This is a genomic window from Loigolactobacillus jiayinensis (assembly GCF_003946445.1).
GTDB lineage: Bacteria > Bacillota > Bacilli > Lactobacillales > Lactobacillaceae > Loigolactobacillus > Loigolactobacillus jiayinensis.
In genome coordinates, this window is record NZ_RHOF01000050.1 from 1 (window position 1) to 25,896 (window position 25,896).

Sequence of the window (25,896 nt, forward strand, 5' to 3'; positions counted from 1 at the left end):
TTCCCTTTTTCAATTCCCAATAAATCATTTACACATAATTATTTAAACACTCTTAATTTTATATGATAGTATTATAATTTTATTATATTAATTTACAAACACCAAATAAAAAAACACAGCCGCCTTTTCAGGTAGCTGCGTTACACTTTATTTATCGTAAATGGTTAAATCAAGATCTAATAATTGTTTGTTCGAAACCTTGCTTGGGGCATCAGTTAAGGGATCGCCCGCCTTAGAGTTCTTAGGGAAAGCAATGACTTCACGAATATTGTCTTTGCCGGCTAATAACATGGCAAAACGATCCAAACCAATTGCTAGGCCGCCGTGCGGTGGGAAACCGTAAGTTAAGGCATCTAGTAAGAAACCGAAACGTTCTTGGGCTTTTTCTGGTGAAATACCTAAAGCCTTCAGCATTTTTTCTTGGATATCCCGTTGGTGGATACGAATTGAGCCACCGCCTAATTCATAACCGTTTAAGACGATATCATAACTTTGCGCATGGGCTTTATGTGGATCTTCCCCATCATTTAAGTAATGCACGTCTTCTTCATTCGGCATGGTAAAGGGATGATGTGCTGCAGTCCAGCGTTGGATACCTTCATCATATTCGAATAATGGCCAATCGACGACCCAGATAAAGGCAAATTTACTTTCATCGATCATGTCCATTTCTTTGGCAAAGAATTTACGCAAATAACCTAAGGTATCCGCGACTACTTTACGGCTGTCAGCGACAAATAATAATAGGTCACCAGCTTTAGCGCCTAAGCGGCCGCCAATCACGTCTTCTTGGCCTTTAAAGAACTTAGCGATTGGTCCAGTGAAGCCGTCATCAGTTAGCTTCAACCAAGCCAAGCCTTTAGCACCAAATCGTTTGACGTAGTCTTGGATCTTATCGATGTCTTTACGTGAATACTTATCAGCGGCCCCAGGCACACAGATAGCCTTAACTTGGCCGTCGTTAGCAACCGCACCACTGAAGACTTTAAATTCAGTGTCGGCCATTAAGTCAGATAAGTCCGTTAATTCCATTCCAAAACGAATATCTGGCTTGTCGGAACCATAACGGGCCATCGACTCATTCCAAGTGATTCGCGGAATTGGCGTTTCTAAATCAATATTCTTAGTTGCCTTCATAACAGCCTTCAACAAGCCTTCAGTTAAGCTTTGAATTGCTTCAGCATCTAAGAAGCTAGTCTCTAAATCAATCTGGGTGAATTCAGGTTGGCGATCACCACGCAAGTCTTCGTCACGGAAACAACGCGCTATTTGGTAATAACGATCGATCCCTGCACCCATCAACAATTGTTTAAATAATTGGGGTGACTGCGGTAAAGCGTAGAAATGACCAGGGTAAACCCGTGATGGCACCAAATAGTCCCGGGCACCTTCTGGCGTTGACTTGGTCAAATCAGGTGTTTCGACGTCAATAAAGCCAGTTTCATCTAAATAACGGTGTGCCGCTTGGGTAATTTTGTTACGAATCAGCAAACCTTTTAACATTTCTGGCCGGCGTAGATCCAAATAGCGATATTTCATCCGCAGATCAGCAGATACGTTGATGTTATCTTCAATATAAAATGGTGGTGTTTTGGCAGTATTCAAAACCGTTACATCATGAATTTCAACTTCAACTTTACCAGTTTTCATATTGGGATTGATAGCGTCAGCCGCCCGCTGCGTAACTTTACCTTTAGCTTCGATAACGTATTCCGAACGAACTTTGTCAGCAACTGCCCAAGCGTCATGGCTAAATTCCTGACTGAAAACTAATTGAACGATGCCTTCACGATCACGTAGATCAATAAAAATCAAGTTACCTAGGTTGCGGCGTTTTTGCACCCAACCCATTAATGTTACTTCCTGACCAACGTATTGTTCATTGACTAAACCTGCATAAGTTGTTCGTTTATCCACGTTGTTCTCCCCTTACTTGCGCACGTACTGCCGCAAAATCTTGTTCGATTTCGGCTAACGGTACAGTGATTTCATTACCAGTCGCCATATTTTTTAAATGCGCTGATTTTGTCGCTAATTCACTTTCACCGATTGTGATCACCAATTCGGCGTTTAACCGGTTCGCCATTTTGAACTGTGCTTTCGGTTTGCGGTCTAAGTAATCATGTTCCGCCGTAAAGCCAGCGTTACGAATCGTTTGTGTCACTTGCACCACAGTTGGTATCGCTTCAGCGCCAATACCCACCACGTAAGCGGCCAATTCAGTCGTTACAGGGACTTCAATGTCATCAGCGGCCATAACTAGTAACAGGCGTTCTAAACCGAGGCCAAAGCCAAAACCAGGTGTAGCTGGGCCACCAATTTCTTCAACTAAGCCGTTATAACGACCACCTGCACAAATGGTCATATACTGACCACCAAAGGCTTTTGAGTTCGACATAATTTCAAAAATTGTGTGGTTATAATAATCTAGGCCACGAACCATCGTTGAATCAACTTCATAGGCAATGCCTAAGTTATCTAATAAAGTTTTCACCGTGTTAAAATGTGCGGTTGACTCTTCATCTAGGAAATCTAAGATCGATGGCGCATCAGCGACGATTGCTTGGTCTTTTTTATCCTTACTGTCCAAAACACGTAAAGGATTTTTGTGCAGCCGAACTTGCGAGTCTTCGCTTAATTCAGCAAAATGAGGTTCTAGAAAATCGATCAGAGCTTGGCGGTATGCTTGCCGCGAAGCTAGGTCGCCTAAGGTATTGATCACTAATTTCAAACCAGTGATCCCTAACTCTTTAAACAAGCCGAGTGCCATCGCAATCGTTTCAACATCAACGGTTGGACTAGGGCTGCCTAGCGCTTCTACCCCAATTTGGTGGAATTCACGCATCCGCCCTGATTGTGGCCGTTCGTAACGGAACATTGGTCCCATGTAATAGACCTTAACTGGTTTGGGATGTTCAGGACCAAATAACTTGTTCTCAACATAAGCCCGCACGATTCCAGCCGTTCCTTCTGGCCGTAAAACAATGTGCCGCTTCCCTTTATCATAAAAATCATACATTTCTTTGGTGACGATATCGGATGTATCACCCACTGAACGGGAGAAAACATCAAAGCTTTCAAAAATTGGCGTACGGATTTCATTGAATTGGTAATGACTGAAAACTTGGCGCGCCGTTTGTTCGACGTACTGCCATTTTTCTGCTTCACCAGGTAAAATATCCGCCGTCCCTTTTGGTCGTTGGTAACCCATATATAAACTTCCTTTCTTCTAATAGCGCGCAAACAAAATAAAAAGCGCCCCTGTCTTTGACAAGGGCGCATTGATTGCACGGTACCACCTTAATAATAATTCGACCAAAATTAAAAAATAATTCTGATCACTTATCAGATAACGCTGTTCGCGAAAGCACAGGGCTTTACCTCAAAAGTGTCATGTCACCGGGGTGTTTACGTCAGTTCCAGCCTAGCTGACGCTCTCTAGAAAACAACTTTCCGGCAAGCTTACTTTGTCATTGGTTATATTAAGTTCATAATTACGTTACCGAAAATAGACCGAAAAGTCAAGTCGGTCTGGCGAAAAATGCTGTGTCATTGCTCAGTATTTGCTATAATAAAACTAATTAATCTTTTGAAGGTGAAGAATTGCGCTATCCAACTATAAAAATTTTCGGCTTGGTCCTGTTACTAAGCTTAATTTTTGCTGGCAGTAGTCTTGCCCGCCCCAGCACTACCTACGCTCGTCAAGAAACGATCACCGTGACTGCAAATACGGTCAACTTCCGCATGGGACCAGGACTCGCCTATGAAACGATGGCTCAATTAAAAAAGGACGACAAAATCACGGTGATCACGCAAAAAAACAGTTGGTACCAAGTTCGCCTCGGCAACGATAAAATTGGCTGGGTCGCCAGCTGGTTGCTTAAAAATACCGAAATCAGTTCAGCAACCAACACACAAGGTACGATCAATACCGCTAACGTCGCCGCTAAAGAGAATCCAGCCGATGACAGTGATACATTAGGTACGCTGCAACAAGACGCCACAGTCACGGTTGTTTACGAAAAAACCGGTTGGAGTCAGATTTTATTTCAAAAAACAGTGGCTTGGGTCAAAAGTGCTTACATTACTGAACAGAGCACTGCTGATGCGACTACCGCAAACACTAAGTTAACCGTTGATTCTAGTATTAAAAGTTTAACGCTTAATGATGCTAACGTTAAATTACGCGCAACCCCAGCCATTGGCGGCCACGTCAAAGCCACCTTGAAGCAAAAAACGCAGCTGACTTATTTAGCAACTGCTGGTGATTGGTATAAAGTTCAAACTAAGGCTGGTCAAACCGGCTATGTGGCTAACTGGACAGTTACACCATCATCTTCTAATAAGCCAGTGACTACCAACGCCAGTGATTTGGCTGAAGCCACCATCGTGTTAGACGCTGGTCATGGTGGCAATGATTCTGGTGCACTTTCGCAAAAGAACACGTACGAAAAAACGTTCACCTTACAAATTGTCAAAAAAATCGCCGCTAAATTACGGCAAGGCGGTGCCCATGTCGTCTTGACCCGCAAATCAGATAAATTTGTTGATTTAGCGCCGCGACCAGCATTGGCCAAAAAAGTTCACGCTGACGCCTTCATCAGTATCCATTTAGATTCCAGTCCTAAAAGTAATCAAGCTAGTGGGACAACCACTTATTATTACGGTAAGTCCAAAGATAAGCCATTGGCCAAAGCACTGAATACACAACTAGATAATCTGCCATTGCCCAATCGCGGTACTGAGTTCGGTAACTTCTTAGTCCTACGTGATAATAAACAGCCCGCAGTCTTACTCGAACTCGGGTATATTAATGATAGTAAAGACTATGCCCAAATTCGTTCCAGCAGTTATCAAAATGAAGTCGCCGGTGATATCTATAAAGGATTGACCCGTTACTTCAAATAGAAAAACGCTACAGCAGCTATGAATGCCCTACAATTGTTAGACTTAACTGTCTAATAATTGTAGGGCATTTTTGACCGTATAAAAAAACTGTCAGCTAAGCAGATGCTCAATTGACAGATCAGTTTTAGAAAATTAACGCTAAACCCATAATAGCAACCAAGCCAACCACGACCGTTACTAACATTGACTTTGTTTTCGCAGCAACTAGGAAAACTAAAATCGTTGAAATGATTTCGATTAAATTTTTAGCATTATAAGTATAGTTTGAAGTCACAAAAACATCCTTGGCGATCAACGCCGTAAATAGTGCTACCGGAATATATTTCATCCATTCATTGAACCACACTGGGATCTTTCGCTTGGAAAAATACAGCAATGGAATCACCCGCGGGATGAACGCAACCATAGCCGCGGTTATAATTAAAATAAAATAATCTAGGTTACTCATGGTCGTCGGTCGTCTCCTTTGGTGAGTCTTTAAAGCCTTCATGACGGCGGCGTAAGCGTAGCGAACGCAGCAGCAATGGATTGGACCTACCTTCTAGACCATGTTCGATCAAGAAGCCGAGGAATGAAGACACCAACGTGGCAACAACTAAGCCCATTGTGCTCCGCATCGCAATGATCAGCCACACGGATAGAATTGCGGATAAGCTAGCAACAAGAATTGACAGCAAGTTTTTAATTTGCATAACCAGCATATAACCAAACAAAGCCGTCAGCGTAAAGTTGACTAAATTAACATCAAAGTGGATCAAATTACCAACTGTTGAACCGACCATATTACTGATCGTCCAAAACAATAATGAAAAGTGATTGACCATCACTGCTTGATGCCCATTCCATTTCTTATCAGTAGCGAATTTCAAATAATTGATTGCATAATTCTCGTCGTTCATTGAACTGGAGAAGTAAATCAAAAACGGCACCGGTTCTTTTTTTAAAAATGGTGATAAGCTTGCAGATAATAATGCGTAGCGCATCTCCAAGAAAAAAAGCATTAACAGGACTTGCAATAATGGTGCATGGATGACTAGCATTGACGCAATTAGAAACTGAGCCCCACCTGAAAAAACCATGATCGATAATAAGCCGGTAAATAAAATATTAAACCCTGCTGAATGTAATAAAATACCACAGGCCAATCCGATCGGTATGTAACTTATACAAAGTGGTAAGGCAATTTTAAATACGTTAAACCAATTTTTGTCCTCTACTTTCAAAAGTAAGCCTCCAAATCTAGCAAACAAACCTAAGTGATTATAACATATTGGGTCAGTAGATTTATAGCCCTGTTTTACTTCTGGGCTTGAAAATAGGGAATGATCTCAGGTAACTGATTGATAATAATATCGGCGGTAGGTGCACTATGAAATTGGTCGACATCAAAGAAGCAACCCTTAACGCCAGCATTTTGGCCCGCAACAACATCTAGTGGTCGATCACCGATCATTACCGTTGTCGCTGGATCAAGTTGATGCTTCGTCACTAGATAGTTGATTGCCTCTGGATCAGGCTTACGCTTAAAATTCTGCTCACTGGTGACACATTCACCGAATAGAGGTAAAAACCCACCCGCCGCTAAAAAGCGCTCTGATCCACGATCACGATGGGTCATTAAAAAATTCTGTCCGCCCGCCGCAATAATCGCTTGGCAGGTTTCCAGTGCACCTACAAATGGTTGCGGCGCTTGTTGCGTTGCGTGCTCGATTTCATGATAGTGTTTTGAAAGTTTTTCTGGTGCAATGTCTAAGGTTTGTCCAAACTGTTGAATCGCAGTTTTAACTGAGTCTTCCTTGATCAGGCGGTATAAACTTTGGCGTTCCACTTTAAGGCCGTATTCATCAACTAACTGCTGTAATGCTTGCATAATGCCTGAATAAGTATCGTAAAGGGTGCCGTCAAAATCCCAAATTGCCGCTTGTAACATATAATAATCCCTTGCTTTCTATTTGCCTAATATTCTTTTAATTAATACCTATTTGAAAAATTACTGCGTCGAATAGGGTTTTAACTATAAAACCTAAGCCAGTTATCCGCAACACTTATTTATTTTCCGTATCAAATAAAATCGTCACGGGTCCGTCATTGATCAACGCAACGGCCATATTCGCACCAAATTCACCAGTGGCAACCTCAATCCCAGTTGCGCGTAATTTTTGATTAAACCAATCATAGTAACGTGTTGCCTTTTCTGGCTGCCCCGCATTGGCGAACCCAGGCCGATTGCCCTTACGCGTATCGGCGTAAAGTGTAAACTGCGAAACTGACAAAATAGCACCACCAACATCAGTTATGGCTAGGTTCATCTTGCCTTGTTCATCTTCAAAAACACGTAATTTACTGATTTTATGGACTAAATAATCGACATCAGCTTCCGTATCGGTATCACGCACCGCCACTAATAGTAAATAACCGCGCTGAATCGCCCCGACGATTTGTTGATCGATTTTGACACTAGCTTGCTTGACCCGCTGTAAGACTACGCGCACAGCTAGAACCTCCCTTTGATTGCTATTCGTTAGAGCGTTTAACACTATAAACATCTGGAATATTTTTGATGCTATCGATCAAGCGGGTTAAGTGAGCCAAGTTAGTGATCGCTACGGTGACATGAATTGTCGCCATATTATCATGATCGACCTTACCGCTAACTGAAGTTAAGTTCTTTGTTTGCGCGTTTAACGTTTGCAAAACATCATTTAATAAGCCAGAACGATTGTAGCCGTAAACTTCTAGATTTGCATCATACGTAGTCCCTTTAGCCGCAGCATCTTCCCATTCAACTTCAATTAAACGGTTAGCCGTGTCAACTGCATTTTGCACATTAGGACAATCTGATCGATGAATGGACACGCCCCGGCCTTTAGTCACATAACCAACAATTTCATCCCCAGGCACTGGGTTACAACACTTACTTAAATGAACCAATAAATTATCGACGCCTTGAATAACCACGCCGCCTTCGTGCTTGATCTTTAATTTTTCGCCTGGTTCTTTAGGCTTGGTCTTCCCTTTGTTCTTCGAAGTCGCAGTATCGGTGACCAAGACATCCCGTGATTGTTGCTCTTGTGCGGCCTTTTCCCGTTCATGCCGGGCTTTTTCAGTTAATCGGTTACTAACGACTAATGGTGTTAATTCACCGTAGCCAACGGCAGCCAGCAATTCATCACTGTTGCTAAAGTTAAACCGATTGATTGCTTGGCCCAAGACATCCTTGTTCAAATAGTCTTTCGGCAAAAAGCCCATATCGGTTAACTGCTTCTCCAGCATATCGCGGCCTTTGTCAATATTTTCGGACCGATCAGCTTGCTTGAAGAAACGCTTGATCTTGTTGCGCGCCTTGCTAGTACTAACCAAATTGATCCAATCACGACTTGGTGTCGAATTTGGTGAAGTTAAAATATCAACAATATCACCATTTTTCAACTGATAGTTTAACGGCACAATTTTGCCATTGACCTTGGCGCCAACTGTTTTGTTACCAACTTCAGTATGAATCGTATAGGCAAAATCAAGCGGTCCTGAACCTTGGGATAGCTCGTAAACATCCCCTTTAGGCGTAAACACGTAAACTCGATCGGAAAAAATATCGCCTTTGACACTTTCCATAAAATCAGCAGCGTCAGAAGTTTCATCGCCTAACTCTAAAATTTCACGGAACATATCAATTTTCTTACCATTAGAATCATACTTAACTTCATCACGCTTGCCTTCTTTATAGGCCCAATGCGCCGCCACACCATATTCAGCGACCTGATGCATTTCCTCAGTCCGAATCTGAATCTCCAGCGGTTGGCCTTTAGGACCAATCACCGTTGTGTGCAACGATTGATACATGTTGGCTTTCGGCATGGCAATATAATCCTTAAAGCGGCCGGGCATTGGCTTCCACTTGGTATGGATCGCACCTAAAACAGCGTAGCAATCCTTAATGGTGTCCACAATAACTCGAATCGCCAGTAAATCATAGATCTCTTCAAATTGCTTGTGCTTATCGCGCATTTTTTTATAAATCGAATAGATATGCTTAGGCCGACCGTAAATCTCGTATTTAATATTAAAATCGGTCATTGATGCTTTAATTTGCGTAATCGCTTCATCAATATAGGCCTGCCGCTGCGTCCGTTTTGAGTTCATTAAATGAACGATTCGGTAATACTGCTGTGGATTTAGATAGCGTAACGCTGTATCCTCTAATTCCCATTTAAACTGGCTGATCCCTAAACGATCAGCTAATGGCGCATAGATTTCCAATGTTTCATTAGCAATACGGCGCTGTTTTTCTGGTCGTAAATGCTTTAGCGTCCGCATATTGTGCAAGCGATCGGCTAATTTGACCATGACCACCCGTAAATCCTTGGCCATCGCAATAATCATTTTACGATGATTCTCAGCTAACTCGTCCTTATGCGCCACGTATTTAATTTTGCTTAACTTAGTCACGCCGTCAACGATCACCGCAACATCTTGACCAAATAATTCCTGAATATCACCTAAAGTTATGTTCGTATCTTCAACAACATCATGTAAAAATCCTGATGCAACCGTTGCTGGATCCATTTTCAACTCAGCCAAAATAGCAGCCACTTGAATCGGATGAACAATATAGGGTTCGCCGGACTGACGGGACTGTTCCTTGTGCACATAGGTCGCAAAGTCAAGTGCCTTCTTCACAAAAGCCACGTGTGCATCATTCATATAGGTTTCAACTAACTTAATACTTTCGTCAGCAGTATAAACTTTTTCTTCAGCCATAAACCCCACATCCTTATCTACTTTGATACAAAAACAGCACGGTCGTTAGACAGCGTGCGTGCTTCATCATCATAATTGATCACTCACATTATGCCCAGGTGATGAATGATTTCAGATGCCAATCATGCAGTCATCATTGCCTTTATTATAGCACGGGCAACCCGTTCTTCAGCCATCAAATGAATTATACCTGAGGTCGCCTATTTTGCAACTGCCAGTACCGATTTGCGCATACTATAAGCTAGATAACTTAAAATTAGGTACGTTCCAGCAAACCAATAACCGTAACGCCCATACATTAAGTAAATGATCCCAGCAAAAACAACTGGAAAAATTAATACCCACCAAATAGCTAAATGCCGATTAGCCAAATAAATACCGACCGCAATTGCCGCTACCATGTTAACAATGATAAATAAAGCAGCGATCCGAATCACTTTTGCAACTGCTAACCAGTGAAAAGCCAGTGGAAATAGCCAAGTCACGATTAGACTAAATAAAATAACTTGGACCAATGGCCGTTTAAGTAATTGTTTGATTTTTTGCAAAATTAAGCCTCCGCGTTTTTAAAATTAGCGCCACGTAGTTCCCATAACGTTGATAACGCACTTAACAAATAGAGTGGTGCCGTTTCTGCACGTAAAATACGTGGTCCCAATCCCGCTGCCATAAAACCAGCTGCCTTTAATTGTTCAACTTCTTTTGGCGCTAAGCCACCTTCTGGGCCAAAGACAGCAATCAGTGTTTGCCCACCCACTAATTGTTGCGCCGTGGTCACTAACGCCGCGGCTTCACCTTGCTTCGCCGATTCTTCATAGGCCACAACGCCATAATCTTTTGGCACTTGCAACAACGCAGTTAAATCAGGCAGAATGGTCACCGTTGGTAGCTGATTTCGATGCGACTGCCGTGCTGCTTCCAATGCAATCTTCCGTAAGCGGACCAATTTTTTATCCTGCCGTTTAGGCTCCCATTTGGCGACACCATATTGGCTAGAAAAGAAAGTAAAACCACTAGCACCCAGTTCAGTCCCTTTTTGCACGATCCAATCAGCCTTATCTTTTTTAGCAATGCTACAAGCAATAATGACTTGATTAGGCATTTCTGGACTAGGTAATGGGGTGGCGGCTAAGCGAACACTTACCTGATCCGGCTGTAAAGCGACAATCTTACTGCGATAAGCTTGTTGATCAGTGACGACTTCAACTTCATCGCCCACTTGACCACGCATTACCCGTTGGATATGGTGCGCTGCTTCGCCAGTTAATTCAGCTTGTGCGCCAGCCGCAATGGTTGTGGAAATAAAATAACGTTGCATCCTAATCCTCCTGCCGCTGCGCGATGATACCGTACCAATCGCCTTCATTTAACACTTGCACGATTGTCAGATCAGCTGCGACCAATGATTGCTTAATGCTAGCGACTTTATCGGCAATGATGCCTGACAAAATTAAATAGCCATTGGGGTTAAGTAATGGTTGTGCCTGAGGAATCAGCGGTAAAATGATTTCAGCCAAAATATTGGCAACAATAATATCTGCCTTTTGCGTAATGTTAGTTAATAGATTATTAGCGCTCACCGTAACGTCAGCCGCCACTGGATTCAAAGCTAAATTACTTGCTGCGGCGCGCACAGCAACATCATCAAGATCATAAGCTAAAACGCGGCCAACACCTAATTGCTTGGCGGCAATACTCAGTACACCAGAGCCAGTCCCTACATCTAAAAGCGTCTCACCACCACGAATTGTAGTTTCTAATGCCTGTAAAGCCAGTTTTGTTGTCGGGTGGGTGCCGGTACCAAAAGACATCCCTGGATCTAAAATAATCAATTGCTCGTCAGTCTGTTGTGGTTGATACTTTTCCCAGCTAGGTACTACGGTTAAATACCGGGTTACGCGCACGGGATGATAATATTTCTTCCATGCCGTTGCCCAAGCGCCCTCATCAACAGCCGCTGTGGTGACTTGATTAGCCCCAATTGCCAAACCAAAATCAACTAAATGGCTGACTCGCTGTTTGATCGTCGGTAAAATTTCCGGTAGAAAAATCGTTTCTGGGTAGTAGGCGCTGACCTCAGCACCATTTTCAATATGCGGATGCTTGCTCGGGTCAAAAATTTCACCAAATGGACCCATTGATTCCGGCTTGAAGTCAGCCGAATCATTGATCTGAACGCCAGTTGCGCCAGCTTCCATTAAAATATTGGCTACGGCCTCTACGGCTTCAGTTGCTGTTAATACTTTTACTTCAGTCCATTCCATAATTTATCACCTCTACTAATATCGTGGATAAGCTAGATAATCAGTTGCTACAATTGGTCCCTGCGCCGCCACTTGTTGCGCAAAAACTTCTGGCTGCCAGTTTAATGCAAAGGTAGTGACGGTAGCGTCGTTTAAAAAGTCCATTAGATCACTTAGACCTTCAGCCATTACATCGGTTAAATAGGTAAACAAACCGTCGATCGTTTGCTTAGCTAATCCTTTTTTACCAGCAAATGGCAGTAACGCCAGATAATCATCAGCAAGCGCTGCCGGATCTAAGCGCTGGGGATCATAAATTAAAATCTGATCCTGAAAATCAATTTTATTTTGCTCACTTAATTGGCCGGCTGCATCAGTGACGGCCTGCCCGTCTTTATTTTGTGCGGTCAAACTTAACGTTAGCTCAAAAACATGTTCTTGCTTATCCCAGTTCAGTTCAATTTGACCTTCACCGGCATAATTGGCAGCTTGTGCCGCTAAATAGTCTAACATGGTTATTTTCATTTAATTTTGCCACCCATAATTTTCTAGATTCATTGCCCGTTTTGGCATTTTAGAGACGAACGGATTGTGTGCCACGTAAAAGCGTAGTGGCGCCGTTTGCCATTTGGCTTTGACCTTGATGCCAACTCTTGGTGCGGCTATGATTTGCAGCGGTTGCTTCGTGTCAGTTAGATTCAAGCTCAACGCACTAGTGGCGTAGCTTTTTAAATTCAGGTCAAGATTTTGAATACCTAATGCCGCCATTAATTTGCCTGGTCCGTTAGTTAGATCAAACGCTAACTTTGCCTGTGGTTGATTAAGCTGCATGACGTTCTGCCCTAAATTTGGCTGAAGTCCCCGTACCAAAACACCTTGCGGCACACCTGCTGGTTGCGTGATCACATTTAAGAGAAATTGACCGTAAATGGTATAAATATAGATCGTACCACCTGCACGGTACAAGGCCTCATTCTTAGCTGAACGGTGCCCAGCAAACGCATGTGCTGCTTGATCTAGCTCGCCTAGATAGGCCTCTGTTTCCACAATATAGCCAGATAACAGCCCAGCCGAACTGTGATAAATCAGTTGCGCGCCTAATAATTGCTGTGCCACCGTAACCGTAGCGGTTTGCTCAAAATAATCGGCAAAATTCATTGGTTTGACCTTCTTACATTAGCCATTTCAATTCACGGCAACGAAAAACTCGCCAGTTACGCCGACGAGTTCCCTTATTAGTCGCGTTAAGCTTGTTTGCCCCAAAGCATAATATCTAATGTACCATCCGCGTAATCGTAATATTCAATTCCCAGATCTTTACTGGACTGATTAACCACTTCATAATATTGCTTCGTGTCAAGGCCACCAGGATGAACGACCCGCGCATATAAATATTTCGCCATATCGTGTTGCATTTTTTTATCAATAGCTTGCGGTGCGGTGAAGATAAACGTTGTGTACAACATTTCTTTTGTCGTGTAATCAAATGTTACTTGCTCGATCGGTAAACCGCCAAAATTAGGCTCTTTCTTCAAATCATCGACAAAAGTATGCACTTGCTCTGCAGTAAACTGCTTCGTATAAAATAAAACGTGCCATGTCTGTTTAATTGCCACACGAACCCTTCCTCACTAATAATTATCTATTATCTTGACTCAAACGCACCCTACAGCCAGCTAAAACCGTTAGCATTAACCTTTACACCTAAAATTTCACTGTTTTAATTATGCCATATTCAACGAGCTGATACCAGTCTTATCAACCGTTACTACGGCTGTTTTGTTATCGATAAAATGCTGCCCACTAATTCAATATGGTGCATTAGTAACCATTGTTTGACTTTACCTAGGCCGGGGAAATGTTGTTCACGTAAGCTTTGTTCCAGTGCTTGCAAGCCTTGTGTTGACGGCATTTCCGGATGCTCCGCAAGCCAAGCCATTAATTGTGTTCCGGCGCTAAAATATTTGGCTTTTGGCTGCTTGAAGTCGCTAAAGTCAGTCGAAATAAAATGCTGTAGCCACAGCTGCCGGTGGTACGGCACACTTAGTGATAAGCGAACATACGGCAGCGGATAGCCCTTTTCACTATAACCGGCACCGGCAATCACAAAATCGCTGAACCCAACAGTATCAGAAAACCAAGGCTGATCACCAAAAAAAGTGCGCGGTTGTAGTAAATAATCAGCACCATCCCAGCCGCGGGGTACTGGGTCAGTCAAGGTCACTTGAGCGTTCAGCTGCCGCCATAAACGATGGCTAGGGCCAACGATCACTAACTGCTGTGGTTGCGGTGCCGGTAACCGCAATAACACAGTCGGCTGCGTATAGATCAGCACGGCCGCAGCTTGGTAATCGCTTAGCGCTACCGTCTCACTAACTAACAAGCCAGCCCGCAACCAAGGACTTGCCCACCATTTAGTTAGTGGAAAGCGTTGCTGCCGGTGTTGCTCATAAGTGCCAACTTGCGGATTTACGATCACAATCAACGGCCGCCTAGCAGTGACAAAAGCCGCTACACAATCAACTAGGTAGCGTGAATCACGGACAGGTTCAATAATTGGAATCACCGTTGCCGGCAATTGTTGCGTATTTAATAGTGCTAGCAACGCTTGTAGTTCGAACTGCTTACCACGTAAATAAGGATAATAAATTGTCATTTACTTGGCGCCACGCTAACTTGATGATAACGCCGCAACAGTTGCTGATAATCAGCTTCCGTTGCGGCCAATTCGGCTTTTAGTTGCGTCACTGCATCAGCGCGCGTTTTCTTAATAAATGTTTCATAATAATTAGGGATTAATTGACTGGGATCATAATGATGGCCCCGTTTACGCAATTCAGCATACAAGCGTTCAGTTGAATAAGCTGCTAACCCCAGATTAGCTTGCTTAAACTTAGCGGCTTCCCGCGCCAACGCCAACATAAAATGCGTGGTCAGCACGTTGGCCGTGGTCAGTAATTCTTGGCGGCGTGCCGCTTTGGCCACGGTTAAATAACCCGGAACGGCCACCGCTGCGCCTTTTTTAAACGGATGGTAAAGTAATACCCCAATGTGTGGCGGAATTTTCGTTGCGACCTGGGTATATAATGCCGCCGTTAGCACAAAGTAATTGTAGTGACCAACAAAAGATAGCCGTGCTGTCGAATGAAAATCAGCCTTGGAAATTTTTAATTCGTAACAGCGCCACTCCTGCTGTTGCTGTTCATCAGTGCGTAAAGCGACCATATCAACGATACCTAAATCGTCCGGCAATGTCACCTCTTCCACCGCTGAATAACCCTTCTCACTACAATAAGCATATAAAGCTTGCTCTATGGCCAATGTTTGCTTTGTTTTCACTATCTAAAAATCCCTTCACTAATAATTCAATACTTCCGTCGCCTTAGTAACAATCAAATGCTCCGCTGTCACCGCCGTAATTACGACCTCATCACCTAGGTGAAGTCGTGTGGCCGCAACAAAGTGATAAAAGATACCAAAAAAACTGACCATACCGCTATAATTAGTTTCATCAATAACAAAATGCCGCCCGAGCAAACGTGCATCTAATGAATGGCTCATCACCAAAACTCCCTACCATTTTATTTGTTTTAATTGTAGCATTTTTTACCGCTACGTTGCCGAATTATAAGTGTCATTACTAATTTTTATAAAGTATGCGCGCGTACAGATATCACTTTTTGTCTAAGACATCTGTGATAATTTGTGGTACTATAATTGTAAGCGCATACACAAAGGAGAGGTGATCAATATGAGTACGATTGGTAACTATGCAGAAAAAGACATCCGCAAGGCTAATCCAATTTTTTCACAAATTCGCACCACTGTTGAATCCGCTTTTTATGGCAATAATATGGTTGCGGTTAATGATATCGCCACAGCTTATGAGCTAGCTAAGGTAGCTCCGGAAACCACCGTCACTGATCTGCCAATTAGTCATACCGACGAATTAGGCTTACCAGCTGACGCAGTGATGCTCGTCAATAATCACGGTCGTGTCATTGGTCGGACGGCTGCAGCACGGCGCCGAATTGGTGATGCTGACGTCGATCAAGCTAAGTTTGCCGGCATTTTACGCGATGCTATTTTTGCTGGCACCGAGCAGCAATTCTATAAGACGAACGTTGTAGTCGGTCTTGACGAAGATTTTATGGTTACGGCTCATTTAGCTGTTCCTGAAGGTTACGAAAATAATTTACTATCATATATGTTGAATTTCCAACCACTTAATCAAACCTATCAAGCACGCTATGCACAGTCTAAGCCTTATTCTGAGGGCGATATCTTCATTTATGCTGATCCTAACTTCCACCACCCTGATTTTCCTGATGGGCTTGCCTTATTTGATGCTCAACATAATGTTGCCGCTATTTTGGGGATGCGCTATTTTGGAGAATTAAAGAAATCAACTTTGACCTTGGCCTGGGCAACAGCACACCGCCACGGCTACGTTGCGTGTCATGGCGGCGAAAAAGCGTTCCACTTTGATGATCGGCCTGATCAAGTCTTTGCAATGTTTGGCCTATCCGGTTCTGGTAAGTCAACCTTAACCCACGCGAAGCATGGTGGCCGCTTCAAGACTACCGTGTTACACGATGATGCTTTCGTTATTTCACGTGAGAATGGTAGTTCTGTTGCTCTGGAACCCGCTTATTTTGATAAAACCAACGATTATCCATCAGGTACTGACGAAACTAAGTACTTTATGACTTTGATGAATGTTGGGGTTACCTTAAATGAAGCTGGCAAGAAGGTACTGGTAACTGAAGATCTGCGTAACGGTAACGGTCGCACGATCAAGTCCCGTTACGCTTCAGCTAACCGGGTCGACAAGGAAGAAGCCCCAATCAACGCTGTTTTTTGGATCATGAAGGATGATAGTTTACCACCTGTCGTACGAATCACTGACCCAACTTTAGCCGCCACTTTTGGTGCTACCTTAGCGACAAAACGTTCTTCAGCAGAAAACTTAGTTGGTAACGTTGATCGTAACGCGTTAGTCATCGAACCGTTTGCTGATCCTTTCCGTGCTTATCCTTTAGCCGAAGATTACGCTGACTTTAAGAGTTTATTTGCTGACCGGCACGTTGACTGCTACATTCTCAACACTGGCTACTATAACGGTAAGAAGATTCCTAAAGAAGTCACCCTGGGTATTTTAGAAGACATTGTTAACCAGAAAATTAACTGGCAAGACTTTGGCCCACTTGAGCACTTAAGCTATGCGCCATTTGCTGATTTCCCAGTTGATTTTGCTGATACTAACTACTTAGCAATGTTAAAGACGCGTTTACAAATTCGTTTAGATTGGGTAGCTAAATACGAAGCAAATCATCAGCAATATCCGCTACCAAAAGAAATTAGCAGTAGCTTAGCTGATTTGATTAGTGCCTTAGAATAAATAAACGAGCAACTAGAAAATGGTGTCGGTAGAAAATTATTTCTACTGGCGCCATTTTTTGTTGGGTCAATATGATCAAATTCAGCGCTAAAATTGATTCTTTTCAATAAAGAACAAACAATCTTTTAATGTTATTTTAAGCGATTATATAATATATATATTTTATTATTACCTGTATAATGCTATTTAAAAAAGAATATATCATATTTTTTTGATTTTACAGTATGAAAAAAGCTTACTATGATTTGGACATAGCAAGCTTTTAGTTTACATAATTTAAATTATGTTAATTATTCATTGGCGGTTAGTTGGCTAGGATCATCCATTTTATATCCCGAATCTTTGGTCAGCTTAAAGGTTTTCTTCAAGCCATTGCTAACGTAAACTTTCTTATCTTTAGTAACAAACACGGCTTGAATATTCTTCTTGTGCTTGCCATTGATGTACGCTAGCCCACCTTTAACCCCTTTATTAAAGGCAGCGTTGGATAAGGCATCACCATCAACTGACTTAGGTGATACGATGGTCACCCCAGCTAGACTATTCTCGTAGGGGTAGCCCGTTTTACGATCAAAGAGATAAATATACGTATGGCCATTAGCTTTTAAATACTTCTCATAAATACCAGCAGTAACCACCGATAGGTTTTTAGCTGGCAACGTCCCTAATGCTGTTCCACGAGTCCCATAAGGATCTTGGACACCCACTTGCCATGGCTTATTCTTACCGGCTGGTGAGTTACCCATAACAACAACATTGCCACCTAGATCAATAATTGCGGTATTAACACCATTTTTGCGGAAAACTTCACGAACTTGATCGGCGACGTAGCCTTTAGCGATACCGCCAAAGTCTAAGCGCATCCCTTTTTTCGTTAAATAAACAGTTCGTTTACTAGCGTCTAGCTTAACATCATGATAGTCCACTAATGGTAAGGCCTTATCAATTTCTGATTGTGCTGGTACGCGTGCACCAGGTAAGCCAATTTTCCATAAATTAGTAATTGCCCCAATCGACATATCGAAGGCACCCGCAGAATTTTTACTATAATACATTGCCTTCTCCATTAACGGCCACATATCTGCGCTCACTTTAACTGGCTTGATGCCTGCATTAGCGTTGATTTTATCTAGCTCAGAATGTGCCTTGGTCAAGGTTGCCTGATTTTCGGTTTTTTTAATGCGATCAAAGCCCTTCTGCAAGACTTTCTTCTTACCTTTATTATAAATTGACAACGTACAGATCGTCCCCAACATAAATTCACTGCGTTTATATGGCTCAGAAATAACCGGTGCCGCCGGCTTTTTAGTAGTGCAAGCAGTTAAGACTAGTGGTAATAGCAGTAACATCACCGCCGCGATGATTGCTGGTCGTTTTCGTAACATGTTGTATTTCCCCTCTATCCATTTACTTACGGTCCCCCAATTCTAGAATGGCAGACTTTTGAAACACTCTCTAGTGTATCTAAATGAGAACGCTATTACAATAAGCCGCAGCTGAATTTAGTGAATTATCGTTTCTTTTCTACAACAAATTCGATACAATGGTGACGGAAACTAATTGTGAGGTGGATGGATTGAAACAGGTAAAGATTCTAAGTCAAATTGAAAAAGCTAAGCAACAACATACACTGGTGGAGGTCTACGTTAAAAAGCAAGCCGGTGAATTCGAAGTGGGCTACCCTATTTTGAGCGACCATCGCTGGTTGATTTTAGCGACACTAGATGCTCATGGTCAATTCGCTGGTTTCACATTATTTGCACTTAAACGGCTCAAGCGTGTCCGTAGCATGACACCTTATTTAAAAATCGTTACAACGTACCAAGCCTTTTTAAAAGAACACGACCACTATGACCCTTTCAACCTCAGTCAAAAAGAAAAAACAGTCACGCAATGGTCCAAGCAATTATTGCCTAACTTGTTTACAGCATTAACTAAAGAGCGCGCCTATATCACATTATCCGGTCGCTTTGATATTGTACCGCTTGATCAAGTCGTTGCTGCAACAGCACATCATTTCACCTGCTTGCCTTTTGATCAATTGACCTATCAACATGGTAAACCAATTATTCTTGCCTATAAAGACATTTCATTTTTACAGTTTTGGGGACCAGATAATTTATTATTTCACCATACTAATGAAAAATTAAATTAAAAATACGGCGTTACGACCTAATTATTCTGTCGTAACGCCGTATTTATTTTGCGCTTATAAAAAAAGAGTGTGACATAATGTTACCTGTGTCACAGCCTCTTTAAGTATTACAGCCAAACTATATTTATTTAAGTCCTCAGACTTTCTTTACTTGTTGGGGTAGCACCTTGCGCGATAGCCATGGCAATAACCGCTCGTAGGCGATTAAGAAAACAACGCTGACCAACACCCCTTTAATCAAATTAAATGGCACAACTGTCGTCGCCACTAAATTCAGTGTTGTTGCATTGATTTGAATACCAGAAAACTTCATGTAAATTGGCAATAGCACAAAGAGATTAGCTAAACTCATAAAAACAGTTAACGATAATGTGCCCGTTATAAATCCAGCAAACATGCTCGGCCGGCTAACCTTAGCCGAATGATCCCGTTTGAAGAAATAGTAAACTGGCAGTTTGAAGCACATCGTTGCTAAGAAATAGGCAGCCTCGCCAATTAATCCAGGAACCCCAGACCCCCGCGTAATGAAATCAAGTAAGCCAGTAATTAACGTGGTGAACGCTCCCGCTACTGGCCCATATAAAAACATACTCAAGAAAATCGGCAAATTACTGAAGTCGAGCTTAAGAAACGGTGCTGCCGGTAAAACTGGAAAGCTAAACAGCATTAACAAATACGAGATTGCTGCCATCATTGCAATCATGACTAACTTTCTGACACCCATTTTTTCCATGATAAATCCTCCTAAAAGGATTCACTTCAGGCAAGTAGTTCATCTCACACGAAATAAAAGCGCTATCATTGTGTCTTTAAAGGACAATGATAGCGCTAGTCTTATTTTCTATATCGCGTGAAATAAGCCTATCTTCTTCTATCTAGACTTTAACTATCGGTATTGGTATCGCACCAATTCGGCCACCAATCACTTGATGGGTCGCGGACTATCACCGCCGGTCGGGAATTACACCCTGCCCTGAAGACGAACCTTTATTAAATTTTTTTACAGACTTAGCTTAGCATGAAAGCGTAACAAATACAACTACTTTGTTGTAACTATTTGTGATCAACTTAAACAAGCTAAATTTTACGGCTTGTTTACTGTTATTTATAGCATTTTCAGTTACAATTAAAGTATCAAAATACAAGGGAGTGGCGCCGATGAATGAAATTGTCTTTTTTAATCCTGGTGATGCCATCGCCAGTGGTCATGATTTTAACGAAGCAATGCGCAGCGCTGAAATTTTTCACCGCGATCAGAAACAAAATGAATTAATGATCGTCAAGGAAATCAACGGTGAAACTTACGCAATCTTCAACGCAGCCGATGCTAAGCAGGATGCTACTAGCGCTAATCGTTATCACATTTCAAAACGCCTATAGTATCTGTCGTCAGTTAGTACGTAAAATGCCGGTAAAACAGTTGTCTGACTGTTTTACCGGCATTTTTATACGCATATACTGCAAAAACGCTAGCAACTATCGCTTAATCTATTTGGACCAACTAAAGCGTTTATCCTAACTCATGAACTTATGGTTAGGCGCTTATTCGCTAAATAGTACTTCCCATTGGCGCATCCTGCTCAATTATCTGACGCTAGTACTGCTTGCATATCCGCTGGTAATGGACTAGTGAAATGCATTGTTTGTTGTGTGAATGGATCATAAAAGCTTAATTCATAGGCATGTAGTGCTTGGCGGGTGATTCCTAAATCTAACGGACCAGCATAAAGTTGGTCACCCAGTAATGGATGGCCTGCATCCGTAAAATGCGCACGAATCTGATGTGTCCGCCCGGTATAAAGTTTCACTTCAACAAAAGTGGCCGCGGCTAACTGCTCAAGTTGCCAATATTCCGTTTTAGCTGCTTTGCCATCAGCCATTACCCGCCGGCGAATTTCGTCGCCTTGCCGGCCTAGTGGTTGGGTCATAAAACCATGGGTAGACGTTAAATGACCAGATACGATTGCATAATAGCGCTTATCAATGGTATGAGCCTGTAATTGCTTGGCAATCAAGCTATGGGCAAAACGGTGCCGCGCCAATAAAACAATACCGCTGGTAAAGCGATCTAATCGCGTGACTACATGCGGCACCGCTTCAGTATCATTTTGTTGCTGCAACCAGCCTTGCACTCGATTTAATAACGTATCCGTTTGATTAGTTGGCCCGGGGATACTGGACAAGCCCGCTGGTTTATCAACAACTAACCAATTAGCATCCGCGTAAATCACTTTTAATGGCTGAGTACTAATTGTTACTTGATGTGCCTTTTTTTCTGGTGGTAATTTAATTGTCACTTGATCAGCTTGGGTCACTAACGCTCCAGTTGAAGCGGCTAATTGACCATTGATCAAGATCTGTCCTTGACCAGTGACCTGCTTAAACAAGCGACCACTGACCCCGTGATGTTGCAAAAAATGCCGCACCTTTTCTACTTTATCATCAGTTTTATGCCAACTAAATTCCATTTTGACGCTCCATTTCATGATTAACTTTGTTCTGAAAATCCCCAGCAACTATTATATTACCTTATAATAGAAACTAGACCTATCAATAGTCGTGTTTTTTAAGTATAATGAAGCCAATTTATAATAAAGGTGAGTGAGTTAAATGGCAAATGAGTTTCCCCAAGCAGCAACAATAGCTGGTTCTGATAGCGATGGTAGCGCCGGTATGCAAGCAGATTTAATTACCTTTTTTGCACGTAAAGTTCATGGCGCTGCGGTGATGACGACCTGCGTTGCTGGTAATTCTTATGGCATCCACGCTAGTATTTCCCTACCAACTGACTTTATTGATCAAGAATTCGCTGATTTAGACGCGGATTATAAGATTCGGGCGGCTAAAACAGGGATGTTAGCTGACAGTACCCTAATTAAAAATGTGGTCAAAAATTATCAAAAATACGATTTTGGCCCACTTGTCGTTGATCCCGTGATCATGACTAAACACGGTGCGCAATTACTAGAAGAAAGTGCTTTTACCACTTTGCGTGAAGAATTAGTCCCACTAGCGACGGTGATCACACCAAATTTCTTTGAAGCAGAAAAATTTGCGGAAATGAAAATCACCAGCGATGCCGACATGGAAACAGCCGCCCATAAATTATAAGCAATGGGTGCTAAAAATGTTATTGTTAAGGGCCAGCATCACGATAACACACAAACTGAGGTCCGTGATTTTGTGCTCTTAGCGTCTGGCAAGTCTTTCTGGCTGGCGGAACCTTACATCGATACTGACCGCGTCAACGGTACTGGCGACTCACTTTCAGCTTGTATCACTGCGGAAATTGCTAAGGGCGTCGACATTGAAACTGCTATTCGTACCGCCAAAAAGTTTGTCCACGTGGCAATTGCTAATGAAATCCAAGTCGGCCACAAATTCGGTCCTATCAACCATTGGGCGTACCAAGATTAACTGTAAAATTTTAATTTATTGAAAGGCTTGCACCGCTGAAACTTATCTGCTATGATTGCTTTCGACGAAGTATATGCCCCAATATTTTTAAATAAAGTGAGGTCTTGATCGTGTGTCATAAGTTTTGGCGTAACGTGGTGATCAGCGTTATTCTGTTTGTAATTATTTTACCAATTTTAGAAATTTCTTGGCAGATAGCCCTAGTAAAAGTTATTTTCACCAGTTTAGCTGGTTTAATTTTAGTCACTAGCATCTTCTATTTTGAAGATCGCGCCGGTATGTTAACTGATCAACCTAGTAAAGAGTAAGCGTCGACGGCATTATTCGCCGCGCGCTTACTCTTTTTTAGTGCTCGCTAATTTGTTCAAAACGTTGCCAAATTTTTAACTGTACTTTCGGTTGGGCAATCGTCGCAAAATCAGCTGGCGCCACAACTTTACCCGGAAAATAACTTAGTTCAGGAGTGACTGCTAATTCGGCATATAACAGCGTGATTAGCCACTTCTGATGTGTGAAGGTATGTGTGACTGGGCGACCACCCAGTAAGCCTAAGGCCAGCTTAATTTGCGTATTTTCCGTAAACTGCTGAGTCACCAATGTCACTAGGTCCGGTAATAATAAATCAGCAGCATTTTCGGCCAAATCTGACCATTTTAATAAGGGCACCGTCCACAACTCACCCAGCATCCCCGTCCGTGGCCGCTGCTCAAATAAATAGCCGGTTGGTGTTTTAATCACCAAGGCAAAATAATTAACCGGCACTGGCCGCGGCTTTTTCGACTTAACTGGATAATCTAATTCCTTGCCATCCAAATAAGCTTGATTAAAATCACGGACCGGCGAATGGGCACTATCGGGATTTTTGGCAGTCATATAGCTGGAGCCTAGATCCATGATTGCTTGGTTAAAATCCCCTGGTCGGTCAGTTGCGATAACTTCCTTGATCACATTATAAAATAGCTGGCGCGTTTGCGGTTTAGCAATATCGGCATCAATTTCAAACAGTCGTGCAAACACACGAAAAGCATTACCATCAACTGCAGGCACTGGTTCATTAAAAGCAATACTGGCAATGGCGCCCGCTGTATAAGGCCCAATACCAGCTAGCTTTTCTAACTCTGCTGCCGTTTGCGGCCAATCCCCTTGATAGTCGTCCATAATTTGTTGGGCGGCTTTTTGCATATTACGTACTCGCGAATAATAGCCGAGGCCCGCCCAGGCTTTTAATAACTCACCTTCTGGCGCTGTCGCCAAATCAGCTACGGTCGGAAAAGTAGCCATGAAACGCTGATAATACGGAATCACCGTCTGTACCTGCGTTTGTTGCAGCATGATCTCTGAGACCCAAATATGATAAGGCGCATGATCTTTCCGCCACGGTAAATCACGCTTTTCCCGATCGTACCAAGTTAATAATGTCGTCTGAAATGCTTTAATTTTTTCTGGTGACCATTGTTGCATAAAGTTGCTCCTAATCTAAAAATACATTTTATAAACGCTTAATTTTAAGCAGCTCGTCAGACCACCCGATTTTGCCGCCGCCAAACAATGAAGACAATAGCGAGCACGATCAAAATACTCATACCGGCTAGTGTAAATAACAGCCCATACGAAAAATGATCAACTAATACTCCGCCGATCAAGGGACCAAACGCCCGCCCTAGTGATAATGCCATGTTAAGATCACCTTGCAGCCGACCTTTTTGTTCAGCACTGGCTAAGGTATCGACCCAAACTGGTAATAATGGGTTGCCTAGCATTTCGCCAACTGTCAGAACTAACATTGCTATGACAAAGCCAGTATAGGTGCGCGCGTAAATCAAACAGAAAAAAGATACGGCAAATAAACTGATGCCTAACAAAACAACTTTCGGTAAAGCAAAACGAGCTCCGAAATGTGTGACCACCGGCTGGCCAAAAACAATCAATAAACCATTAAATGTCCACAATAGGCTGTAATAATGAAAGGGAATGTGTAGGCTAGTCAAATGCACCGAAACAACACTTTCCCACAAAGCATAGCTGGCGTAGACAAAGAAAGTTAACCCACATAAAGCAAGTAACATATGCCGCGCCTGCTTGGTTAAATGGACTGGCGGGGTGTTTTTTGTTGCCACTTTTTGCGTCACTGGTACTCGAAAGGTAATCGCGATGATCACTAGTAACAACAAATAACACAGACCAGCCACTGCAAAAACATAGCTGATGCCTGCAGCGTATAAATAGCCCACAGTCAACGTTCCGATCACAACGCCTAAATTAAGTGCCATGTAGAGCAAATTAAAAATATAACGTCGCTCATGCGTGACATCTTGCGTCGCGTACGCATTCAAAATTGTCATGTTGATGCCATCGCCAAAACCAACAATGATCAAAAAAATAGCAAAGAATGGCCAATCATGCCAAAAGATCAAACCAATCAATGCCACCAACGACAAACTAGTGCTCAGTAATGCTGTTTCGTAGGGCCGCCAACGATCAAATAATTGCCCACCAATATAATTACCGGCGATCATTAATAATGACATGATCAACAAAACTAACCCAGCGGTAGTCAGGCTCTCGCCTAAATCATTGTGTAGGTAAATCGTCGTTAGCGGCCACATAAACGCCGCGCCTGCATTGATCAATAAATTGGCTAACAGCAGCCAGCGTAATTTAACTGTTGCTGTACTCATTTTTTACGCATCCGGCGCTGCTGTTGATAGCGCGTTAAGCTGACCAGTAACAAAGCCAACCCAGCAACCCACAACGGCCTTTGCTGTCGTGCTAAGCCTAAAATCAGTAAGATAATACCTGCCAGTAAAAATGAATAAGTCGTTTTCGTTAAAAATTGCATCCACAACGGCCCCTTTTATTTAATTCTTTCAAAATACCTTGTCACATTATACCATGTCACTAACTAACCTAAAAATAAGTGCCGAGTTTACAATTGAAGTGCAACACCCAATGAACTAGGCCAACTATAGACAAAAAGGCCATGAAGACCTATTCTTATAATCGCCAAGAAAATA

General features: G+C 42.5%; 27 protein-coding genes, 1 pseudogene and 1 riboswitch. Of the genes and pseudogenes, 6 read left to right on the forward strand and 22 right to left on the reverse strand.

The genetic code is table 11. From position 1 onward, the window contains the following. Nucleotides 1–147: 147 nt before the first annotated feature. On the reverse strand, nucleotides 148–1,917 hold the full coding sequence (aspS, locus tag EKM80_RS11450; protein WP_125553315.1) for an aspartate--tRNA ligase: 1,770 nt from the start codon (nucleotides 1,915–1,917) through the stop codon (nucleotides 148–150). Beyond that, nucleotides 1,910–3,211 (reverse strand): histidine--tRNA ligase, encoded by a 1,302-nt coding sequence (gene hisS, locus EKM80_RS11455; protein ID WP_125553317.1) that lies wholly within the window; start codon nucleotides 3,209–3,211, stop codon nucleotides 1,910–1,912. The genes aspS and hisS overlap by 8 nt, the downstream gene beginning before the upstream one ends. A gap of 392 nt (nucleotides 3,212–3,603) precedes the next feature. On the opposite strand from hisS, the gene EKM80_RS11460 reads away from it, so the two are divergent. Next, entirely contained in the window at nucleotides 3,604–4,908 is a 1,305-nt protein-coding gene (locus tag EKM80_RS11460; RefSeq protein WP_125553319.1) for an N-acetylmuramoyl-L-alanine amidase, read from the forward strand. 124 nt (nucleotides 4,909–5,032) lie between these two features. Here the strand turns inward: EKM80_RS11460 and EKM80_RS11465 are convergent, their stop codons facing one another. From EKM80_RS11465 to EKM80_RS11530, 14 genes are all read right to left on the reverse strand, one after another. Further along, nucleotides 5,033–5,356 carry an AzlD domain-containing protein gene (locus tag EKM80_RS11465; RefSeq protein ID WP_125553321.1) on the reverse strand — a complete coding sequence of 108 codons (324 nt, stop codon included), beginning with the start codon at nucleotides 5,354–5,356 and terminating at the stop codon, nucleotides 5,033–5,035. Beyond that, nucleotides 5,349–6,131: an AzlC family ABC transporter permease gene (locus EKM80_RS11470; protein WP_125553324.1), complete on the reverse strand. Its 783-nt coding sequence runs from the start codon at nucleotides 6,129–6,131 to the stop codon at nucleotides 5,349–5,351. Before EKM80_RS11470 ends, EKM80_RS11465 begins: the two co-directional genes overlap by 8 nt. A 74-nt stretch (nucleotides 6,132–6,205) precedes the next feature. Beyond that, nucleotides 6,206–6,838, reverse strand: coding sequence for an HAD-IA family hydrolase (locus tag EKM80_RS11475; protein WP_125553326.1), 633 nt, complete (start codon nucleotides 6,836–6,838; stop codon nucleotides 6,206–6,208). 115 nt (nucleotides 6,839–6,953) lie between these two features. Then, entirely contained in the window at nucleotides 6,954–7,400 is a 447-nt protein-coding gene (dtd, locus tag EKM80_RS11480; RefSeq protein ID WP_125553328.1) for a D-aminoacyl-tRNA deacylase, read from the reverse strand. Nucleotides 7,401–7,422: 22 nt separating this feature from the next. Then, the gene (locus tag EKM80_RS11485) at nucleotides 7,423–9,666 is read right to left on the reverse strand and encodes a RelA/SpoT family protein (RefSeq protein WP_125553330.1); all 2,244 of its coding nucleotides are present in this window, start codon (nucleotides 9,664–9,666) and stop codon (nucleotides 7,423–7,425) included. Nucleotides 9,667–9,866: 200 nt separating this feature from the next. Beyond that, complete coding sequence (locus EKM80_RS11490) at nucleotides 9,867–10,214, reverse strand: hypothetical protein (RefSeq protein WP_125553332.1); 348 nt, start codon at nucleotides 10,212–10,214, stop codon at nucleotides 9,867–9,869. A 2-nt stretch (nucleotides 10,215–10,216) separates the two neighbouring features. Next, nucleotides 10,217–10,984 carry an RsmE family RNA methyltransferase gene (locus tag EKM80_RS11495; RefSeq protein WP_125553334.1) on the reverse strand — a complete coding sequence of 256 codons (768 nt, stop codon included), beginning with the start codon at nucleotides 10,982–10,984 and terminating at the stop codon, nucleotides 10,217–10,219. A 1-nt stretch (nucleotide 10,985) separates the two neighbouring features. After that, nucleotides 10,986–11,930: a 50S ribosomal protein L11 methyltransferase gene (prmA, locus tag EKM80_RS11500; RefSeq protein WP_125553336.1), complete on the reverse strand. Its 945-nt coding sequence runs from the start codon at nucleotides 11,928–11,930 to the stop codon at nucleotides 10,986–10,988. A 15-nt stretch (nucleotides 11,931–11,945) separates the two neighbouring features. Next, a complete protein-coding gene (locus tag EKM80_RS11505) occupies nucleotides 11,946–12,434 on the reverse strand; it encodes a DUF3013 family protein (protein ID WP_125553338.1) in 489 nt (162 codons plus the stop codon). Further along, nucleotides 12,435–13,067, reverse strand: coding sequence for a DNA-3-methyladenine glycosylase (locus tag EKM80_RS11510; protein ID WP_125553340.1), 633 nt, complete (start codon nucleotides 13,065–13,067; stop codon nucleotides 12,435–12,437). 86 nt (nucleotides 13,068–13,153) lie between these two features. Further along, nucleotides 13,154–13,525: a hypothetical protein gene (locus EKM80_RS11515; RefSeq protein WP_125553343.1), complete on the reverse strand. Its 372-nt coding sequence runs from the start codon at nucleotides 13,523–13,525 to the stop codon at nucleotides 13,154–13,156. A 152-nt stretch (nucleotides 13,526–13,677) separates the two neighbouring features. Beyond that, on the reverse strand, nucleotides 13,678–14,565 hold the full coding sequence (locus EKM80_RS11520; protein ID WP_125553345.1) for a sce7725 family protein: 888 nt from the start codon (nucleotides 14,563–14,565) through the stop codon (nucleotides 13,678–13,680). Beyond that, nucleotides 14,562–15,248, reverse strand: coding sequence for a hypothetical protein (locus EKM80_RS11525; protein WP_125553347.1), 687 nt, complete (start codon nucleotides 15,246–15,248; stop codon nucleotides 14,562–14,564). The genes EKM80_RS11520 and EKM80_RS11525 overlap by 4 nt, the downstream gene beginning before the upstream one ends. An 18-nt stretch (nucleotides 15,249–15,266) precedes the next feature. After that, a complete protein-coding gene (locus EKM80_RS11530; protein ID WP_125553349.1) occupies nucleotides 15,267–15,470 on the reverse strand; it encodes a hypothetical protein in 204 nt (67 codons plus the stop codon). Between the two features lie 190 nt (nucleotides 15,471–15,660). Here EKM80_RS11530 and EKM80_RS11535 point away from each other — a divergent pair, with 190 nt between their 5' ends. Further along, nucleotides 15,661–17,310 (forward strand): phosphoenolpyruvate carboxykinase (ATP), encoded by a 1,650-nt coding sequence (locus EKM80_RS11535; RefSeq protein ID WP_125553351.1) that lies wholly within the window; start codon nucleotides 15,661–15,663, stop codon nucleotides 17,308–17,310. Between the two features lie 290 nt (nucleotides 17,311–17,600). Here EKM80_RS11535 and EKM80_RS11540 read toward each other — a convergent pair whose 3' ends face one another. Continuing rightward, nucleotides 17,601–18,695 carry an FAD:protein FMN transferase gene (locus EKM80_RS11540; protein ID WP_125553353.1) on the reverse strand — a complete coding sequence of 365 codons (1,095 nt, stop codon included), beginning with the start codon at nucleotides 18,693–18,695 and terminating at the stop codon, nucleotides 17,601–17,603. A 191-nt stretch (nucleotides 18,696–18,886) separates the two neighbouring features. Between EKM80_RS11540 and EKM80_RS11545 the strand changes: the two genes are divergently transcribed. Beyond that, nucleotides 18,887–19,465 carry a hypothetical protein gene (locus EKM80_RS11545; protein ID WP_125553355.1) on the forward strand — a complete coding sequence of 193 codons (579 nt, stop codon included), beginning with the start codon at nucleotides 18,887–18,889 and terminating at the stop codon, nucleotides 19,463–19,465. A gap of 136 nt (nucleotides 19,466–19,601) precedes the next feature. Here EKM80_RS11545 and EKM80_RS11550 read toward each other — a convergent pair whose 3' ends face one another. Beyond that, nucleotides 19,602–20,198: an ECF transporter S component gene (locus tag EKM80_RS11550; RefSeq protein WP_125553357.1), complete on the reverse strand. Its 597-nt coding sequence runs from the start codon at nucleotides 20,196–20,198 to the stop codon at nucleotides 19,602–19,604. A gap of 126 nt (nucleotides 20,199–20,324) precedes the next feature. Further along, a riboswitch (FMN riboswitch) is annotated at nucleotides 20,325–20,450 on the reverse strand. A gap of 173 nt (nucleotides 20,451–20,623) precedes the next feature. On the opposite strand from EKM80_RS11550, the gene EKM80_RS11555 reads away from it, so the two are divergent. Then, nucleotides 20,624–20,845, forward strand: coding sequence for a hypothetical protein (locus tag EKM80_RS11555; RefSeq protein ID WP_125553360.1), 222 nt, complete (start codon nucleotides 20,624–20,626; stop codon nucleotides 20,843–20,845). 200 nt (nucleotides 20,846–21,045) lie between these two features. Here the strand turns inward: EKM80_RS11555 and EKM80_RS11560 are convergent, their stop codons facing one another. Further along, nucleotides 21,046–21,933: an RluA family pseudouridine synthase gene (locus EKM80_RS11560; protein WP_125553362.1), complete on the reverse strand. Its 888-nt coding sequence runs from the start codon at nucleotides 21,931–21,933 to the stop codon at nucleotides 21,046–21,048. A 142-nt stretch (nucleotides 21,934–22,075) separates the two neighbouring features. Here EKM80_RS11560 and thiD point away from each other — a divergent pair. Both thiD and EKM80_RS11570 read left to right on the forward strand, forming a co-directional pair. Further along, nucleotides 22,076–22,882, forward strand: a pseudogene (gene thiD, locus EKM80_RS11565) (bifunctional hydroxymethylpyrimidine kinase/phosphomethylpyrimidine kinase). Nucleotides 22,883–22,992: 110 nt separating this feature from the next. Then, nucleotides 22,993–23,190 (forward strand): hypothetical protein, encoded by a 198-nt coding sequence (locus EKM80_RS11570; protein WP_125553364.1) that lies wholly within the window; start codon nucleotides 22,993–22,995, stop codon nucleotides 23,188–23,190. 37 nt (nucleotides 23,191–23,227) lie between these two features. Here EKM80_RS11570 and mutY read toward each other — a convergent pair whose 3' ends face one another. The 3 genes from mutY to EKM80_RS14920 are packed head-to-tail and all read right to left on the reverse strand — an operon-like array spanning nucleotide 23,228 to nucleotide 25,721. Further along, entirely contained in the window at nucleotides 23,228–24,343 is a 1,116-nt protein-coding gene (mutY, locus tag EKM80_RS11575) for an A/G-specific adenine glycosylase (RefSeq protein WP_125553366.1), read from the reverse strand. A gap of 56 nt (nucleotides 24,344–24,399) precedes the next feature. Further along, entirely contained in the window at nucleotides 24,400–25,560 is a 1,161-nt protein-coding gene (locus tag EKM80_RS11580; protein ID WP_125553368.1) for an MDR family MFS transporter, read from the reverse strand. Next, nucleotides 25,557–25,721, reverse strand: coding sequence for a hypothetical protein (locus tag EKM80_RS14920; RefSeq protein ID WP_164509555.1), 165 nt, complete (start codon nucleotides 25,719–25,721; stop codon nucleotides 25,557–25,559). Before EKM80_RS14920 ends, EKM80_RS11580 begins: the two co-directional genes overlap by 4 nt. Nucleotides 25,722–25,896 lie beyond the last annotated feature (175 nt).